At 70.3% G+C, this 15,251-nt stretch carries 14 protein-coding genes; 1 reads left to right on the forward strand and 13 read right to left on the reverse strand.

The window, feature by feature from the left end; genetic code table 11:
• Nucleotides 1-108 precede the first annotated feature (108 nt).
• Both VFZ20_RS10410 and VFZ20_RS10415 read right to left on the reverse strand, forming a co-directional pair.
• Nucleotides 109-1,017, reverse strand: a complete 909-nt coding sequence (locus VFZ20_RS10410; RefSeq protein WP_329683804.1) for a rhomboid family intramembrane serine protease — start codon at nucleotides 1,015-1,017, stop codon at nucleotides 109-111.
• 211 nt (nucleotides 1,018-1,228) lie between these two features.
• Nucleotides 1,229-2,227 carry a D-alanine--D-alanine ligase gene (locus VFZ20_RS10415; protein WP_329683805.1) on the reverse strand — a complete coding sequence of 333 codons (999 nt, stop codon included), beginning with the start codon at nucleotides 2,225-2,227 and terminating at the stop codon, nucleotides 1,229-1,231.
• A gap of 232 nt (nucleotides 2,228-2,459) precedes the next feature.
• Here VFZ20_RS10415 and VFZ20_RS10420 point away from each other — a divergent pair, with 232 nt between their 5' ends.
• Entirely contained in the window at nucleotides 2,460-3,404 is a 945-nt protein-coding gene (locus VFZ20_RS10420; RefSeq protein WP_329683806.1) for a branched-chain amino acid transaminase, read from the forward strand.
• 92 nt (nucleotides 3,405-3,496) lie between these two features.
• Here the strand turns inward: VFZ20_RS10420 and VFZ20_RS10425 are convergent, their stop codons facing one another.
• From VFZ20_RS10425 to VFZ20_RS10475, 11 genes are all read right to left on the reverse strand, one after another.
• Nucleotides 3,497-3,871, reverse strand: coding sequence for a hypothetical protein (locus VFZ20_RS10425; RefSeq protein WP_329683807.1), 375 nt, complete (start codon nucleotides 3,869-3,871; stop codon nucleotides 3,497-3,499).
• A gap of 467 nt (nucleotides 3,872-4,338) precedes the next feature.
• Entirely contained in the window at nucleotides 4,339-6,198 is a 1,860-nt protein-coding gene (gene uvrC / locus VFZ20_RS10430) for an excinuclease ABC subunit UvrC (protein WP_329683808.1), read from the reverse strand.
• A 90-nt stretch (nucleotides 6,199-6,288) separates the two neighbouring features.
• Nucleotides 6,289-6,525: a hypothetical protein gene (locus tag VFZ20_RS10435; RefSeq protein ID WP_329683809.1), complete on the reverse strand. Its 237-nt coding sequence runs from the start codon at nucleotides 6,523-6,525 to the stop codon at nucleotides 6,289-6,291.
• 466 nt (nucleotides 6,526-6,991) lie between these two features.
• On the reverse strand, nucleotides 6,992-8,773 hold the full coding sequence (murJ, locus tag VFZ20_RS10440; RefSeq protein WP_329683810.1) for a murein biosynthesis integral membrane protein MurJ: 1,782 nt from the start codon (nucleotides 8,771-8,773) through the stop codon (nucleotides 6,992-6,994).
• A gap of 56 nt (nucleotides 8,774-8,829) precedes the next feature.
• Nucleotides 8,830-10,464: a bacillithiol biosynthesis cysteine-adding enzyme BshC gene (gene bshC / locus VFZ20_RS10445; RefSeq protein WP_329683811.1), complete on the reverse strand. Its 1,635-nt coding sequence runs from the start codon at nucleotides 10,462-10,464 to the stop codon at nucleotides 8,830-8,832.
• 359 nt (nucleotides 10,465-10,823) lie between these two features.
• Nucleotides 10,824-11,114 (reverse strand): hypothetical protein, encoded by a 291-nt coding sequence (locus tag VFZ20_RS10450; protein ID WP_329683812.1) that lies wholly within the window; start codon nucleotides 11,112-11,114, stop codon nucleotides 10,824-10,826.
• A 155-nt stretch (nucleotides 11,115-11,269) separates the two neighbouring features.
• Nucleotides 11,270-11,746 carry a 23S rRNA (pseudouridine(1915)-N(3))-methyltransferase RlmH gene (locus VFZ20_RS10455; protein WP_329683813.1) on the reverse strand — a complete coding sequence of 159 codons (477 nt, stop codon included), beginning with the start codon at nucleotides 11,744-11,746 and terminating at the stop codon, nucleotides 11,270-11,272.
• Nucleotides 11,743-12,057: a type II toxin-antitoxin system RelE/ParE family toxin gene (locus tag VFZ20_RS10460; protein WP_329683814.1), complete on the reverse strand. Its 315-nt coding sequence runs from the start codon at nucleotides 12,055-12,057 to the stop codon at nucleotides 11,743-11,745. Before VFZ20_RS10460 ends, VFZ20_RS10455 begins: the two co-directional genes overlap by 4 nt.
• Complete coding sequence (locus tag VFZ20_RS10465) at nucleotides 12,054-12,299, reverse strand: addiction module protein (RefSeq protein WP_329683815.1); 246 nt, start codon at nucleotides 12,297-12,299, stop codon at nucleotides 12,054-12,056. The genes VFZ20_RS10460 and VFZ20_RS10465 overlap by 4 nt, the downstream gene beginning before the upstream one ends.
• 57 nt (nucleotides 12,300-12,356) lie before the next feature.
• Entirely contained in the window at nucleotides 12,357-13,925 is a 1,569-nt protein-coding gene (nadB, locus tag VFZ20_RS10470) for an L-aspartate oxidase (RefSeq protein WP_329683816.1), read from the reverse strand.
• Entirely contained in the window at nucleotides 13,922-14,950 is a 1,029-nt protein-coding gene (locus VFZ20_RS10475; RefSeq protein WP_329683817.1) for a tetraacyldisaccharide 4'-kinase, read from the reverse strand. The genes nadB and VFZ20_RS10475 overlap by 4 nt, the downstream gene beginning before the upstream one ends.
• Nucleotides 14,951-15,251: the final 301 nt, after the last annotated feature.

Raw genomic sequence — 15,251 nt, forward strand, 5'->3', positions numbered from 1 at the left:
TTCTCGTCATCATCGGCTGCGGGAGCCGGAGCCTGATCTGCCGGGAACCGTCGTCGCCGGTTGTCCCTTGTAACCTCTCCCCTGTGCCCCGCAGTTCTATGCCCTGCCTCAGTTCGTGCGATACCGCCGGCTCACCTCGTCCAGCCGCTTGCGCTCCTCCTCCGTCAGAGACGCCAGGCCCTGGGCACTGATCTTGTCCAGGATGCGGTCCACGTCGTCCAGCAGCTCGCGCTCCGCCTTGGCCGAACGGGTGGGCGCGGGACGGGCCTGCGTGGCCGTGGCGGCGGCCTGCGCCGTGGCCGCGGGCTTCTTGCCGCCCCAGGGCACCAGCGCCGTGGTGCGCTTTTGCTGCGCGCGGCGCGGCCGGTTGGGAAGCTCGCCCCAGGCGCTGGGCGCCCACGGGCTCTTGAGCAGCAGCGCCGCGGCCGCCATGCCGCCCAGGTGCGCCAGCACGGCCGTCCCCGATCCGCCCTCCAGCGCCGTCGCCAGGTTGATGAACACCAGGGCGCCCACCAGCCACTTCATCTTCACGGGGATGATCCCCAGGATGTGCACCTCCATGTCGGGCCAGATCATGGCGAACGCCATCATCAGGCCCAGCGTGGCCCCGGACGCGCCCACGATGTAGGTGCCCGGATCCAGGAAGGCGAACAGCACCGAGAACAGCGCCCCGCCGGCGGCCGCCACCAGGTACACCTTGAGGAACCCGCGCGAGCCCCATCTCTCCTCCAGCGGCGGGCCGAAGAAGAAGAGCGTGAGCATGTTCCACAGCAGGTGCATGACCCCCGCGTGGAAGAACGCGTACGTGACCAGCGTCCACGGCCGCGTGAGGAAGTCCGCCGGCTGGAACGCGACCCAGTCGCGCACGAAGCCGGGCGGCAGGAAAAATCGGCCCAGCAGCACGGCCACGTAGAGGGCCGTGTTGGCAATGAGCAGGCGCTTGACCCAGGGGGTGAGGGTGCTGCCGCCGAACCCCCCGCCAAACCCTCCGCCCCCGTATGAATCCCGGTAAGCCATTGCGAAAAGAAGAATTGCGTGCTTCGGGGAAAGGCCGCGCGGCCGTCCGGGGCCGCCTGCCCATCACTACACCGGTCCCGCCGACGCGGTCCCGCGCCACTGGAGGATAAACCCGCACACCGTCCGCGCGGTAGTCACCCGCCCCACGCGTCCGGCTTCACGCACCCCGGCGGCGGCTCCGTCGGCCTTCGCCGGGGCGCGTGGGACCCGGTCAGCCGGCCACCGCGCTCCGCGCGATGCGCTCGCACAGTTCGGGAAAGTCAATGCCGGACGCGGCCGCCGCCTTGGGCAGCAGGCTCGTGGCCGTCATCCCCGGGAGCGTGTTGGCCTCCAGGCAGAACAGCTGCTCCTTGGCCAGGATGAAGTCGATCCGCCCGTATCCGCGCAGCTTGAGCACCTTGAACGCGCGCAGGGCGTACGCCTGGATCTGCGCCACCACCTCCTCGTCCAGGGGCGCGGGGCACAGGTACTCCGTCATCCCCGGCGTGTACTTGCTCTCGTAGTCGTAGATGCCCTTCTTGGGGCGGATCTCCACGGGCGGCAGCGCCTGGTCGCCCAGGATGCCCACGGTGAGCTCGCGGCCCTTGGCAAAGCGCTCGATCATCACCTCGCTGTCGTACTGCGAGGCATCCTGCACGGCTGCCTGCAGCTCCGACGCGTCGTTCACCACGTGGATGCCCACGCTGCTTCCCTGCCGCGACGGCTTGACGATGCAGGGCAGCCCGACGAGGTCCTCGATGGTGTCGGGGTCGTATGCGAACGACGGCGCGCGGGCCACCCGCCAGGGCAGCGTGGGCACCTGCGAGTCGCGCAGCAGGCGCTTGGTGACGTCCTTGTCCATGGCGATGCCGGAGCCCAGCGGCCCCGAGCCCGTGTACGGCACACCCACCAGCTGCAGCAGCGCCTGCACCGTGCCGTCCTCACCCGCGCCGCCGTGCAGCGCCAGGAACGCCAGGTCGGCGGACCGCAGCTGCTCCACCTGCCCCAGGCCGATGAGCGGAAGCGCCTGGGCGATGTTGCTGGGCGGCGCGCTCTTTACGCCGCCGGGGAGCAGGTCCTTCTCTTCTCCCTCGGGGATGAACCCCGTCGCCGTATCCACCACGGAGACGTCGTGCCCCCGCTCGCGCAGGGCTTTCGTAATGGCCAGCCCCGACGCCAGCGACACGTCCCGCTCCGCACTCGTCCCCCCCATCAGCACGGCGATCTTCATCCAGCCCTCTCCCGGTTCTGCGCTCCGTGTGTTGTCCGTTGGTCCCCGCGCCCGAGCACCAACGCACGAAGCGTACGCGGGGGGCGCGGCCAGGATGGCAGGGCCCGATGGATGACACGCGGACGGCGGTTTCCGTTACGGCCCCTGGCCCCGCGGGGCCGCGGGTGTCAATTTGCTGCGCCCGCGCGGCGGGCCCGGATCACCCTTCCATTTTCGAGCAGCCGAAGGACCGATGGCCAGCAACATCAACGAGACCGAGTGGATCTGGCACGACGGGCAGTGGGTGCCCTGGCGCGAAGCCAACGTGCACGTGCTCGTACACTCCCTGCAGTTCGGCTCTTCGCTGTTCGAGGGCATCCGCGCCTACGAAACGTCCGAGAGGCCCGCGATCTTTCGCCTGGACGCGCACCTGCGCCGGCTGAAGGACTCGTGCAAGATCTACCGGATGGACATCGCCGACCGCATGCAGCAGATCAGTGAAGCGTGCGTGGACATCGTGGCCCGCAACGGCGTGCGCGAGTGCTACATCCGGCCCATGGTGGTGCGCGGCTACGGCAGCGCCGGCCTGTCGCCCGTGGGGAGCACGCTGGAGGTGTACATCGCGTGCTGGCCCTGGGGCACGTACCTGGGCGAGGGCGCGCTGGAGCAGGGCGTGGACGTAAAGGTGTCCAGCTGGCAGCGCCAGGAGCCCAACACCTACCCGGCGGGCGCCAAGGCGGCCGGCAACTACCTGCTGTCGCAGCTGGGGCGCATGGAGGCCATCGAGGACGGCTACGCCGACGCCATCGCCTTGGGGCCGGGCGGGCTGGTGAGCGAGGGCACGGGGCAGAACGTGTTCCTGGTCCGCGACGGCGTGCTGATGACGCCGGCGCTGGACGGCACCAACCTCAACGGCATCACCCGCGACAGCATCCTCCGGATCGCCGCGGACCTGGGCATCCCCACGCGCGAGGTGGGCGTGCCGCGCGAGTGGCTGTACCTGGCCGACGAGCTGTTCTTCACGGGGACGGCCAGTGAGGTCACGCCCATCCGCAGTGTGGACCGCATCACGGTGGGCGAGGGGCGGATGGGGCCCGTCACGCGGCAGATCCAGCAGCGCTACCTGGACATCGTCCGCGGCCGCGCGGCGGATACGCACGGCTGGCTCACGCACGTGCCGGAGCACGCGGCAGTCTGAGCGTCGAACGCCGGTCCGATCCGCTACCCAAAAGAGAACCGCAGCGTCCCCAACGGGCGCTGCGGTTCTTTTTTCGTGACGGATCCGCGGATTCACGAGGTGCTCGGGCCAAGGCGGTGGCTTCCGGCGTCCAGGATGCGGATTGCGGCGGTCGGAGGCTCACCCTCCACGAGGAGGCCCTGCATCGCCTGCCGGGCGGCGTCGCGCGCGACGGCGTGAAGGGCGCTTTCGCTCAGCGCGTCGAGTCGCGCCTCCAGGCCCTTGATCTGGCTGGATAGTTCCGCGCGCTCCCGCACGTGGTCCAGGTGCATCTGCTGCATCCGCTCGTCGAACCACTGGACGGCCGTTTTGATCTCCGCGACCGCGGTGGTGGTCTCACGGCTCAGGCTTTCGAAGCGGACGGTGGTGGTTACGATCTCCCTATACAGGTCCGCGACTCGCTGGCCCAGATCGGACAGGCTGCTCATCGTTGCTCAGGGCAGAAGGTATGGGCGGTGGGAGTCCGGCGGTGCTCGCCCACGCGCGGGCGGCGGCCATCTCGGCGATGAACACGTCCATTGACTGTCCAAGGCGATCGTTGGCGGCCCGTGCCTCTTCGTGCAAGGACTCCAGCATCATCATCTGGTCACCTCCATTCCCAAAGTTTGAGGCACACGATGTGGACACCCAAGAGTCACACGGAGTGCACACGCTGTCAAGTCCCCGCGAACGATGTCGGTCGGTATATCATTTCACCAGCGTGCGCGAGAAACCCGCCGCAACAACTGCGGAAAGCCTCACAAACTGCGTGAGGCTTCAACTGCTCAATGGGCGCCCCCGGTGCACACGCGACGATCTGCGCTGGGGCAGTCCGCGAAGGCGGACTTCGTGCCTTTCCAGCGGCGAATTCATTCGCTCCGGCGGCGGGTGCGAACGGGGCTTCACCCGACCCGCCCTACGCCGCCTTTCCTCCCCCCAGCGCCTCCTTCACCTTCTTCGCGAGCCCGGCGCCAAAGCCGGGAAGCGCAGCGATCTCGGCCTCCGTGGCGGCCATCACGCCGCGCATGGAGCCGAACTTGGCCAGCAGCGCCTTTTGCCGGCTGGGGCCCACGCCGGGGATGGTGGACAGCTCCGAGCGGATGGTGCGCTTTGTCCGCAGCTTGCGGTTGTAGGTGATGGCAAAGCGGTGCGCCTCGTCGCGAAGGCGCTGCAGCAGGCGCAGCGCGGGGCTGCGGCGCGGCAGGCGAATACTCGTGGACTGCCCGGGCAGGAAGATCTCCTCCTCCTTCTTGGCCAAGCCGATCACCGCCAGCTGCGGCAGGTCCAGCGCCTCCAAGCCCGCCAGGGCCTTGAGCGCGGCGCCCAGCTGGCCCTTGCCGCCGTCAATGACCGTCAGGTCCGGCAGGGGCTTGCCCTCCTCCACCCGGCGCGTGAACCAGCGGGTGACAGCCTCGTGCATGCTCGCGAAGTCGTCGTTCCCCCACTCGCCGCGGATCTTCATCTTGCGGTACTCGCCCTTGGCCGGCTCGCCGTTCTCGAAGAACACGGCGGATGCCACCGTCTCCGTGCCCTGTGTGTGCGAGATGTCGAAGCACACCATCAGCCGCGGCACGGTGCTCAGCTCCAGCACCTCCTGCAGCTCGTACAGGGCGTCCGGCGCGCGCTCGGCGGCCGTGTTGCCCATCAGCTTGCGCTCTTCCAGCAGGTGGCGGGCGTTCTGGTCCGCCAGCTCCACCAGCTGCACCTTCTCGCCGCGCTGGGGCACGTGCAGCCGCACGGCGCGCCTGGCCTCCGCGCGCAGCAGCTCCTCCAGCACCGGCCGGTCCTCGAAGTCCAGGCCGAAGAAGACCTCCGGCGGCATGCTGTCGGCGTCGCGGTGCAGGCGGTCGGCGTAGACGCGGGTGGCGAAGGCGGACAGGGCCTCCGCGTCGCTCTCGTCCTCCAGGCCGGTGATGAACTGCGCCTCGCGGCCCAGCAGCTTGCCCTCGCGGATCTGCATCACCACGCCGCACGCGTCCGCCCCGTCGCGCGCGAAGCCGACGATGTCGCGATCCGATCCGGACACGTCCAGCACCTGCTGCTTTCGCTCCAGCGACTGCAGCTGCTTGATGCTGTCGCGCAGCTCGCCGGCCCGCTCGAAGTTCATCTCCTCGGCGGCCTTCATCATCTCCGCCTGCAGCCGCCGCGCGACCAGGCGCGTGTGGCCGCCCAGCACCTCGGTGATCTCCTCGACCATGGCGCTGTACTCGTCCGCGGACTGGAACGCCACGCACGGCGCCTTGCACCGGCCGATGTGGTAGTCTAGGCACGGCCGCGCGGGGACGTCCCTGGGCAGGTTGTAGTGGCAGGAGCGCACGGTGTACAGCTTTTTCACCAGCTCCAGCGACTGCCGCATGCGCCGCACGTCCGTGTACGGGCCAAAGTAGCGCCCGCCGTCCCGAACCAGCCGCCGGGTGACGAACACGCGGGGAAACGCCTCCGCCGTCACCTTGATGTACGGATAGGTCTTGTCGTCCTTGAGGTTGATGTTGAAGCGCGGGCGGTTCTCCTTGATGAGGTTGTTCTCCAGGATGAGCGCCTCGGCCTCGCTGCGGACGACGATCGTGTCAAAATCCGTCACCCGCCGCACCATCTCGCGGGTCTTGATGCCGTGCTGCGCGCCGGACTGAAAGTACGACCGCACCCGGGGGCGCAGCGACTTGGCCTTGCCCACGTAGATGATGGTGCCCTCGGCGTCCTTCATCAGGTACACGCCGGGGGCGGTGGTGAGGTGGCGGAGCTTGGCGTCCAGCGTGGTGGTGTCGAGCGGCATCATACGGCGAACGGCGCGTCGGATCGGTCGTGATTCACGGGAGAGGATGATACACCGATCGCGCCGTTCCGGTCACACCCGGAACGGCGCGGTTTAGGCCGACGTGGGCGCCTTCGGATCGGCGTCCGCGGATGAGCGGAGAGCGAGGCGTTCGACGTCGATGGCGCGCATGGCGGAGACGGCGGCTTCCCAGCGTCCCTCCGCGCAGAGCCCCTGGATTCCCGCGTCCTCGTACGCCGCCTCCCCCGCCGCGATCAGCGCGCGTCGGATGGACTCGGCGAGGGCGCGCGGATCGGAGGGGGCAGCGGACGGATGGGAATCGGGCGGCATGGGCTATCGGGATCGGGCGGATTGAGGGACAGCGGCTTGGGATCGGCAGATCGGGATTGGGCAGATCGGGATCGGGCGATTGACAGAGACTGGAGGGAAGGCGGGGACCCGTCGCTGCGCGACGGGGGGCCCTCTCCCCCGCCGCCTGCGCCGCTCGTTCCTCGCGGCTCGGCGGCGACCCCTCCCCCAACTCCGGGGGAGGGGTTGTTCTCATGGACGGTTCAGCGCGCGAATGCCCATTCGTGCACGGGATGGGTTCTCCTCTCTCCGCGAGGAACGAGCGGGGAGAGGCCGGGAGAGGGGCGGGCCGCTCCCGGCGCGATCCGTCCATCGTGAGGCGAACCTTCACCTCCCCCGCGTAGCGGGGGAGGTCGCGAGCTATCGAGCGGGTGGGGGCCCTTCCGCGCGATCCGTCCCCATCCGCACGAATGCCGTCTGGTCGGCTTCCACCCGCCGGAACCGTCCCTTACCGCCGCCCCAGCATCCCCTTGATGCGGCGGAAGATGGCGCCGCTCTGCTCCAGGCCCAGCGCGGCCGCCACGCCGAAGTACACCAGCCCGTACACGCCCAGGATCAGCACGCCGGAGATGAGCGAGCTCACGCCGTCCGGCAGCAGGAGCCGCACGCCCCAGCCCGCGGCGGCGCCGGCGATCGCCGCCGCGAACATCCGCGACAGCGGCCCCGCGCCCGCGCCCACCGCGCCGATGCGGGCGCGAAGGGCGCGCTTGAGCATCCACCACTCGATCCACGCCGCGATCCCCGCGCCCAGCGTGAGCCCGAACACGCCCAGCGGCTGCCCGCCCACGCGCAGGTGCCCCAGGGGCCCGGCGGGGATGTTCATCCCCCACTTGTCCACCTTCACGCCCTCGAACGTGAGCATCAGCACGATGCCCAGCACGATGGACAGCACCACGCGGATGACGGCGAACCGCGCCGGCGTCCTGGTATCCCGCAGGGCGAAGAAGGTGGACGAGAACAGGCGTGACCCCGTCGTGGCGATCAGGCCCGTCGTGAAGCCCAGCAGCACCACCCACGTGGAGAGCGTGTCGGCCCGCGTGAACTCGCCGCGCTGATAGATGGTGGCGATCACCACGTCGCCCAGCACCGCGTACGCCACGAACGAGGGGACGATGTAGAACGCGATGCGCTCCAGGCCGGCGGACGTCCGCAGCCGCAGCGCCTCGGTGTTTCCCTGCCGCTGGCGCGCGAGCTCCGGCAGCTCCGCCGCCGCCACCGACATGCCGAACAGGCTGATGGGCAGCAGGTACAGCGTGCTGGCGTAGCCAAAGATGGCCAGCGCGCCCACGCTCAGCAGCGACGCCAGCCAGGTGTCGGCCCACGCGCTGATCTGCACGACGCCGCGGCCGGTGATGGCGGGGCCCGCGTTGGTCACCGCGTCGCGCACGCCCGGCACGCCCCGGCCAAACGAGAAGCGCAGCCCCTTCTCCACCTTGAGCACGCCCGGCAGCTGCACCAGGAACTGCAGCGCGCCGCCGATGAGCGCGCCCCACGACAGCGCCACCACCAGCCGGTCCAGCGACAGGCGGCTGCCCATCAGGAGCAGCGTGGCGATCATGGCCGCGTTCCAGAAGACGGGCGCGAAGTACGGCAGAAAGAACTGCCGGTGGCTGTTGAGGATGCCCAGCGACCACGCCGACAGCACCAGGATCCCCGCCATGGGGAACAGGATGCGCGTGATGTGGACGGCCAGCTCGTAGCGCTCGCCCTCGAAGCCGGGGAGAAAGACGGTGGTGATGAGCGGCGCGCCCAGTACGCCGATGAGCGCCAGGGCGCCCGCGCCCGCCGCCAGAAGGCCGAAGATGGCGCCGGCCAGCTTTCCCGCCTCGCGTTCCCTGCCCTCGTGCAGCAGCTCGGAGTAGACCGGGATGAACGACGCGCTCAGGGTGCCCTCGCCCAGCATGTTCTGCAGGAAGTTGGGCATCTTGAGCGCGGCGCGGAACACGTCCGCGAACGCCGTGGTCCCGAAGTACGCGGCGAACACGCTCTCGCGCACCAGGCCCATCACGCGGCTGAGCAGGATGCCCGCCGCCACCATGGCCGACGCGGCCGTGGACGACTTCGCCGCCTTGGGGACGGCGGCGGCCGGCTGCACCGTCTCGTCCTCGGGATCGCTGGAGAGCGACCCGTGCTCCAGCGCCTCGGTGCCCGGCGCGGGCATGATCAGCGTCTCGTCGGGATCCGGTTCGGGGATGCGCGGCGAAACGGGCTCGGATCGGTCGGCGCTCATCGGCGGCTTCGGGAGGAAGAACGCCCGCGCGGGACGTCCCGGCGGGCGAGTTCGGTTCAGGAGATCGAGTCCGGCGAGATGCCCGCCGGCTGGGGGCGCGCGGGTGCATGGAGCGCGCCATCCGGAACGGGTGGCGGCTCCGCGGATCCCCGGCTTAACGAGATCCTCATCCGTTCCGCGATGTCGTGCAGCAGCGTGGGCTGCAGCGCCAGGTAGGGAAGGACGTTCAGCACGCGCTCCTGCGGCGTTCCGCCGGGCGCCAGGTGGTTGCGCACCAGCGGCAGGTCGCGGGCGATCCCCGGATCGGCCTTCTTGAAGTGCGCCAGGATCTTGCGCTCCGCCTCGGCCACCTCCAGAAGCGCCCGGTTGCGCCGCGCGCCCAGGGCCACGTCCAGGTTGAAGTCGATCTCCATCCCCGCGTCCATCAGCTCGCCGAAGCCGTCCACGAGCGTGGCGCGCAGGGCGTGCAAACGCTCGTTAACGTGCGCCGGCAGCCGCCGCCGGGCCACGAGGCTCACCAGCTCGTGCTCCGGCAGGCGCAGCTCCTCGTCCGTCAGCGCCAGGGCACGCGCCTTCTCCGCGACCTCGTCCGGCACCAGGCGCACGGACAGGCGCGGATAGGCGACGGGGGGGCGGATGCCGTACGCGCGGAACAGCGGTCCGATCTGCGCGAAGTACGCCGTCTCGGCCGGGCCGCCCACGTACGCCAGCGTGGGAAAGACGGCGGATTCCACCACCGGCCGCAGGAACACGTTGGGGCTGAACGCGGCGGGATCCGCCTGCATCCGCGCGGCGATCTCCTCCGTGGAAAAGCGCATCCGGGCGCCGGGAACCGTCCACCCGTCCCCGGCGCGGGCCAGGCGCTCGCGGCCCTCCGGCCCGTGGAAAAAGACGTTGGCCGCGTCCGGCATCACCGTCACGGGCGCCGCGTATCCGGCGGCCTCCATCTCCTCCGTGCGCTCGCGGATGAGCCGCTCGTGCTCCGCCGCGTCTTCCACCGCGCCGCGCAGGACGGCGAGCGAGCCCTGCTTGACGTGGGGATCGGACGCCTCCGTCACCAGCAGGTCGAAGCCCGCGAAGAGCCGCTCGATCGTCTCCCGGAACGCCTCCGCCACGGTCCGCCCGGGCTGATACGGCTCCAAGAAACCCCTGAGGTGATCAGCGGTACTCCCAAGGGAACAAAGGAGTTCCCGCAGTTCACCTGAGACATCACTTGCATCCGCTCCCAGTCTCATTTCGCTCATGGGGAGCGGACGGGAGTCCGTCGCGGCGACGGAGAGGCGGCGTAGCTTCCCTGCCCCGTCCACCACGTCGGCGTGGTTGGCCTCCGCGAAGTCGTGGTCCTCGGAGGCGGACCAGAAGACGGGAAGCACGATGATCCCCAGCGCCTCCTCCAGCGCGGCGGCCAGGCGGATGGCGGTGAGGATCTTGTGCACCGTGTACAGCGGCCCGGTGAACAGGCCGGCCTGCTGGCCGGTGGTCACCATGGCGCCGCCCTCTTCCACGAAGCGCGCCAGCCGCGCCGCGGCCGACGCGGAGGTGGGGCGTACGGCGGCGGCCGCCCGCTCGCGCTCCGCCCGTCCAAAGCGGCGGCGCACCTCGTCCAGCTTGACGCGAAAGGCGTCCAGGTCGTCGGGGTTGCCGGCGAAAAAGCGCGCGGCCCTGGGCAGGCCGGCGCGGTAGTCGTCCACCAGGCGCGAGCCGCGCAGTGGTGTGACTTCGATGTCGAGCCTCAGGGGGCCCTCCCGATCAGGAAGCGCGGGGACGCGATCTCCACCGCCCTTGGTCGCCGAAAAGATTCCATCGCGAATGAGCAACCACACAGGTTACAGATTACAAGCTTCCCCGCCCGCGAGCAACACCGCGTGTCTCCCGGGCCGAAAACTGGACGCTCGATCCGGAAATCAGCTTTCGAGAATGCCCGTGGAGCGAACATCTCACCCCGGGGACCCATTCCAGTCCGTCCGCGCATCCAAATCAGCCCAGATCGAAACGGAGGCGGAATCCAGATCGCGACTCCGGAGCGGGAGCCAGCGAGGCCGCGTCACCGTCACGGATACTTCGGCTGCCGGCTGGTCCTGATCTGGATCACCGGCGGACACCGGCCGTCCACGACAACCGAGGCCATGCAACAGTAGCGCGGAACCACTTCCACCGACCGTACCTCCCGGAGCGGGGGAAGCTGCTCGCGCTGAAGATACATCGTCCCGTCGAGGATGTAGATCGGCGGCAGGGACCCGGGCGGCAATGCCGCGAGGGCTTCGTCCAGCGACGCGAACTGGTTGGGCTCCGGACCTTTCTGCCGAAGCCCTGTCGAGCAGCCGCTCAGGATGAGCATCATCCACAATCCGGCCCACGAAGCGAGCAACCCAGGCGCGCTCCGGGTGCGGGAACCCGTCGCGGGGCTCGCCGCCGCCTGAGCAGATCCCCTCATGTTGCCCATCAGAGATCGTTCCCGGTTACCTGGATTCCACGGTGTACCTTCCACGGACGGCCCTACTCCCTGCCCTTGTGATACGGCTCACCGCGGTTGATGGTCCCCGCGCGGTACAGCTGCTCCGTGAGCACCAGCCGCGCCAGCTCGTGTGGCAGCGTCATGGCGCCCAAGGCGAGCGTGTGGCTGGCGCGCGCCAGGATCTCGTCCGAGAGCCCGTACGCCCCGCCGATGACGAACGCCGCGCCGGGGCTGGCGCGCAGCTGCAGCCCGGCCAGGTACGCCGCCAGCCGGTGCGAGTCCCACGCCCTGCCCGTTTCGTGCAGCGCCACGAGCTCCGCGCCGGCGGGCACGCGCGCGAGCAGGCGCTTGCCTTCCTCGTCGCGCACGCGGGGCGCGTCGCCGCGGCCGCGGTACTGCTCCTCCTTGACCTCGTGCGACTCGAACGCGAAATAGCGCCGCGCGCGGACCTCGTATTCTCCGATGGCCTCGCCCACGGCGCCCTTCGCCTTCCCCACGGCAGCGACTGCGATCTTCATCGACGGCGGGCTTTCACGCGCTCCAGCCAGTAGTCCGGATCCTGACTGTGGTGCGGCACCGCGTGGATCGTGATCAGGTCTTCTGCTTCGAGAACGTAGACGAACGAATAGGGGAACTGCCGGAACACCTTCCGCCGTGTTCCTTCTAGATACGGGGCTCCCAGCCGGGGCCGATCCTTCAGCAGCCGCAGCTGACGCTGGAATTCGTGATTGAACGCCCGTGCGATCTCCACACCGCCAGACCGATAGTAGCGGAGGATCGCGAGATGCTCTCCCTGCGCCCCCTCGGTAAGCTGGATGCGTGCTTTCACCGAAGCAGTTCCTCGGCTTCCGCCAGCGCCTGCTCCTCGGAGATCGCCTTCATTTCGCCCGCCTTGAAGGCACGGATGCGCTCGCGGAGCTCGGCGGCCCAGGCCTCCTCATAGTGAGGCTGTGCATCAAGGCTGTTGAGCAGCCGCGCCGCCAGCCGGGCCCGTTCCTCACGCGGAAGCTGCAGCGCGGCGGACTCGACCTCCTCGATCAACAGTTCCTCGGGAGCGATCGTCTGAGGCATGGATAGGACCCTCGGTTCAAGAGATTTCTGCTGGTTCAAAATCTCGCAGAAAACAGGCTACCGCACAACGATGGTATCCCGCAGGCAGTGTTCGTTGTCGCGCGACGGATAGTCGACCGTGTAGTGCAGGCCGCGGCTTTCCTTGCGCAGGATGGCGCAGCGGACGACGAGCAGCGCCGCCTGGATCACGTTCCGCAGCTCCACCAGGTCCGCCGTGGGCGCCGACTCGGCCCAGATGCCGTTGACGTGAAGCGAGATCTGCCGCAGGCGCGCCTCGGCGACGGCTACGCGCTCGTCGCTGCGGACGATGCCCACGAGGTCCCACATCACGTTGCGGATCTCCTCGCGGTCGTGCACCAGCAGCACGCCCTCCGGCTGCGCGCGGCCGGAGGAAGCCGGGAGAACGCGCGGCTCCAGCTGACGCGTGACCTGCAGCTGCGGCCCCAGCCGCTCCGACGCGCGGTGCGCGAAGACGACCGCCTCCAGCAAGCTGTTGCTGGCCAGGCGGTTGGCGCCGTGCACGCCCGTGCACGCCGTCTCCCCCGCGGCGTACAGGCCGGGGACGGAGGTGCGGCCGTGCGTGTCCGTCAGCACGCCGCCGCACAGGTAGTGCGCGGCGGGCACCACGGGCAGCGGCTCGCGCAGCATGTCCGTCCCCCGCTCCGCCGTCTCGCGCAGGATGTTGGGAAAGCGCTCGCGGATCTCGTGCTCGGGGATGGCCGAGCAGTCCAGCAGCACGAAGGGGTCGCCCGTACGCTTCATCTCGCGGTCGATGGCGCGCGCCACCACGTCGCGGGGCGCCAGCGACGCCAGCGGATGGTAGCCCTCCATGAACGTGGAGCCGTCGCGCCGGCGCAGCACGGCGCCCTCGCCGCGGACCGCCTCGCTGATGAGGAAGGTCTTTTCCCGGGCGGGATAGAGCGCCGTGGGGTGGAACTGGATGAACTCCATGTTCGCCACGCGCGCGCCCACGCGGTACGCCATGGCCACGCCGTCGCCCGTGGCGATGGACGGATTGGTCGTGTGGCGGTAGACCTGCCCGCATCCGCCCGTGGCGAGCATGACGGCGCGGGCCAGGAACGGCTCCAGCGCGCCCGTCTCCGTGTCCAGCACCAGCACGCCGCAGCAGCGCTCGCCCAGCGTGCCGGGATCCGTCGCCATCAGCAGGTCTACCGCCTGGTGGTTCTCGTAGATGACGATCCCCGCGGCGGCCGCGGCGGCCAGCAGGGCGCGCTCGATCTCGCGCCCCGTCAGGTCATCCGCGCGGACGATGCGGCGCCGCGAGTGCCCGCCCTCCAGCCCCAGCGACAGGTCGCCCTGCTCGCGGGTGAAGTCCACGCCCATCTGCATGAGCTCGCGGACGCGCTCCGGCCCCTCGCGCACGAGCACGTCCACGGCGTCCGGGTGGCAGAGGCCGGCCCCGGCCACCAGCGTGTCCTCCATGTGCAGCGCGGGCGAGTCGTCCTCGCCAAAGACGGCCGCGATGCCGCCCTGCGCCCAGTTGGTGCTGCTTTCCGGCCGGCTCTTCTTGGTGATGAGCGCCACGGAGCCGTACTTCGCCACCTTGATGGCGAAGCTGAGCCCCGCGATGCCGCTGCCGATGACGACGACGTCCGCCTGCATCATCCCTCGTGCTCCGTTAGCGCGCGCCGCAGCGCGACGTCCAGCGCATCCGCGCCGCTCTCGATCACCACGCGCTGCTCCAGCACCCACGCGTCCGCGTCGGCGGGGAGCAGCGCGCGCAGCTTGACCGCGTCCTTGTGCGTCATCACCAGCATCCGCCCCGCCGCGCGTGCCACCAGCGCCCGCGCATCATCCGCCGAGAAGGGATGATGATCCGGGTACGCCGCCGCATCCACCTCCGCGCCCGCCTGCCGCAGCGTGGCGAAGAACGGCTCCGGCGTGGCCAGCGCCGCCACGGCGAGCACACGCCGGCCCGCCAGCGCATCGACGGTCGTCCCCGCGCCGCCCCGCAGAGGAACGAGACCGGACGGCAGCAGCGCCACGCGGATGACCGGCGTGCCCGGCTGCAGGCGCGCGACCTCCGCCGCGACGGTCTCCGCGCGCGCCGCGTCCGCGCTCTTGCGCGTGAGGACGATGACGTGCGCGCGGGCGAGCGCGTCCAGCCCCTCGCGCCAGGGCCCGCGCGGCAGCACGTGCGGGCGCGGCTCCCAGCCTTCCACGGGGATCAGCACGAGGTCCAGGTCGCGGGCGAGGGCGCGGTGCTGGAACGCGTCATCCAGGACGACGGTGTCGCGGCCGGCGGCCAGGGCCTCGCGGGCGGCGTCCGCGCGGCGCTTGCCGCGAAAGACGGGGATGTCGGGGTTGAGCTCGCGGTGCAGCACGATCTCGTCCTCGCCGTAGCCGCGCAGGGCGATGGCGGGCTTTCGTCCCCAGTCCGCCAGCCGCCGCGCGAGCCACGCCGCGAACGGCGTCTTCCCCGCCCCGCCCACGGCCACGTTGCCGACGCTGATCACCGGCAGCCCGACCTGCTCGGATCGCATCCACCCGCGGTCGTACGCCCCGTTCCGCGCCGCGACGATGCCCCGGAACGCGGCCTCCGCCGGCGCCAGCGCAACGCGGAGGGCGGCGCCGAGCGCGCCGCCCTCGCCGGCCCAGACGCGGCGCGCGAAGTCGTCAGGGCGCTGCATGGGCGGATGAGAATCGAGGCAGACGGACGGTGTCTCGCACGGGCGAGGGCCCCCACCCCCCGGCCCCCTGCCCCCGCTTCGCGGGGGAGGGGGAGAACTGCACGACCATGCGCGATCTCGCCCGCTCGCCAACCCCTCCCCCGAAGTTGGGGGAGGGGTCGACCGCCGTCGCTAGGAACGAGCGAAAAGGCGGTCGGGGGAGAGGGCCCTTCGTCGCGCAGCGACGGGGGCGGCCCGTGCAAAGTCGTCCTGCGCGCGCCGATCTCGCCCGCGCCACCTCCCTCCCCCACGCAGTTTGTGG

Source organism: Longimicrobium sp. (assembly GCF_036280135.1).
Classification (GTDB): Bacteria; Gemmatimonadota; Gemmatimonadetes; order Longimicrobiales; family Longimicrobiaceae; genus Longimicrobium.

Excerpts from the sequence above, each read along its gene's own strand:
- VFZ20_RS10410 (WP_329683804.1), bottom strand. The coding sequence starts at position 1,017 with ATGGCTTACCGGGATTCATACGGGGGCGGAGGGTTTGGCGGGGGGTTC.
- uvrC (WP_329683808.1), bottom strand. The coding sequence starts at position 6,198 with ATGATGCCGCTCGACACCACCACGCTGGACGCCAAGCTCCGCCACCTC.
- murJ (WP_329683810.1), bottom strand. The coding sequence starts at position 8,773 with ATGAGCGCCGACCGATCCGAGCCCGTTTCGCCGCGCATCCCCGAACCG.
- VFZ20_RS10450 (WP_329683812.1), bottom strand. The coding sequence starts at position 11,114 with ATGATGCTCATCCTGAGCGGCTGCTCGACAGGGCTTCGGCAGAAAGGT.
- VFZ20_RS10425 (WP_329683807.1), bottom strand. The coding sequence starts at position 3,871 with ATGAGCAGCCTGTCCGATCTGGGCCAGCGAGTCGCGGACCTGTATAGG.
- VFZ20_RS10435 (WP_329683809.1), bottom strand. The coding sequence starts at position 6,525 with ATGCCGCCCGATTCCCATCCGTCCGCTGCCCCCTCCGATCCGCGCGCC.
- nadB (WP_329683816.1), bottom strand. The coding sequence starts at position 13,925 with ATGATGCAGGCGGACGTCGTCGTCATCGGCAGCGGCATCGCGGGGCTC.
- VFZ20_RS10415 (WP_329683805.1), bottom strand. The coding sequence starts at position 2,227 with ATGAAGATCGCCGTGCTGATGGGGGGGACGAGTGCGGAGCGGGACGTG.
- VFZ20_RS10420 (WP_329683806.1), top strand. The coding sequence starts at position 2,460 with ATGGCCAGCAACATCAACGAGACCGAGTGGATCTGGCACGACGGGCAG.
- VFZ20_RS10475 (WP_329683817.1), bottom strand. The coding sequence starts at position 14,950 with ATGCAGCGCCCTGACGACTTCGCGCGCCGCGTCTGGGCCGGCGAGGGC.
- VFZ20_RS10455 (WP_329683813.1), bottom strand. The coding sequence starts at position 11,746 with ATGAAGATCGCAGTCGCTGCCGTGGGGAAGGCGAAGGGCGCCGTGGGC.
- VFZ20_RS10465 (WP_329683815.1), bottom strand. The coding sequence starts at position 12,299 with ATGCCTCAGACGATCGCTCCCGAGGAACTGTTGATCGAGGAGGTCGAG.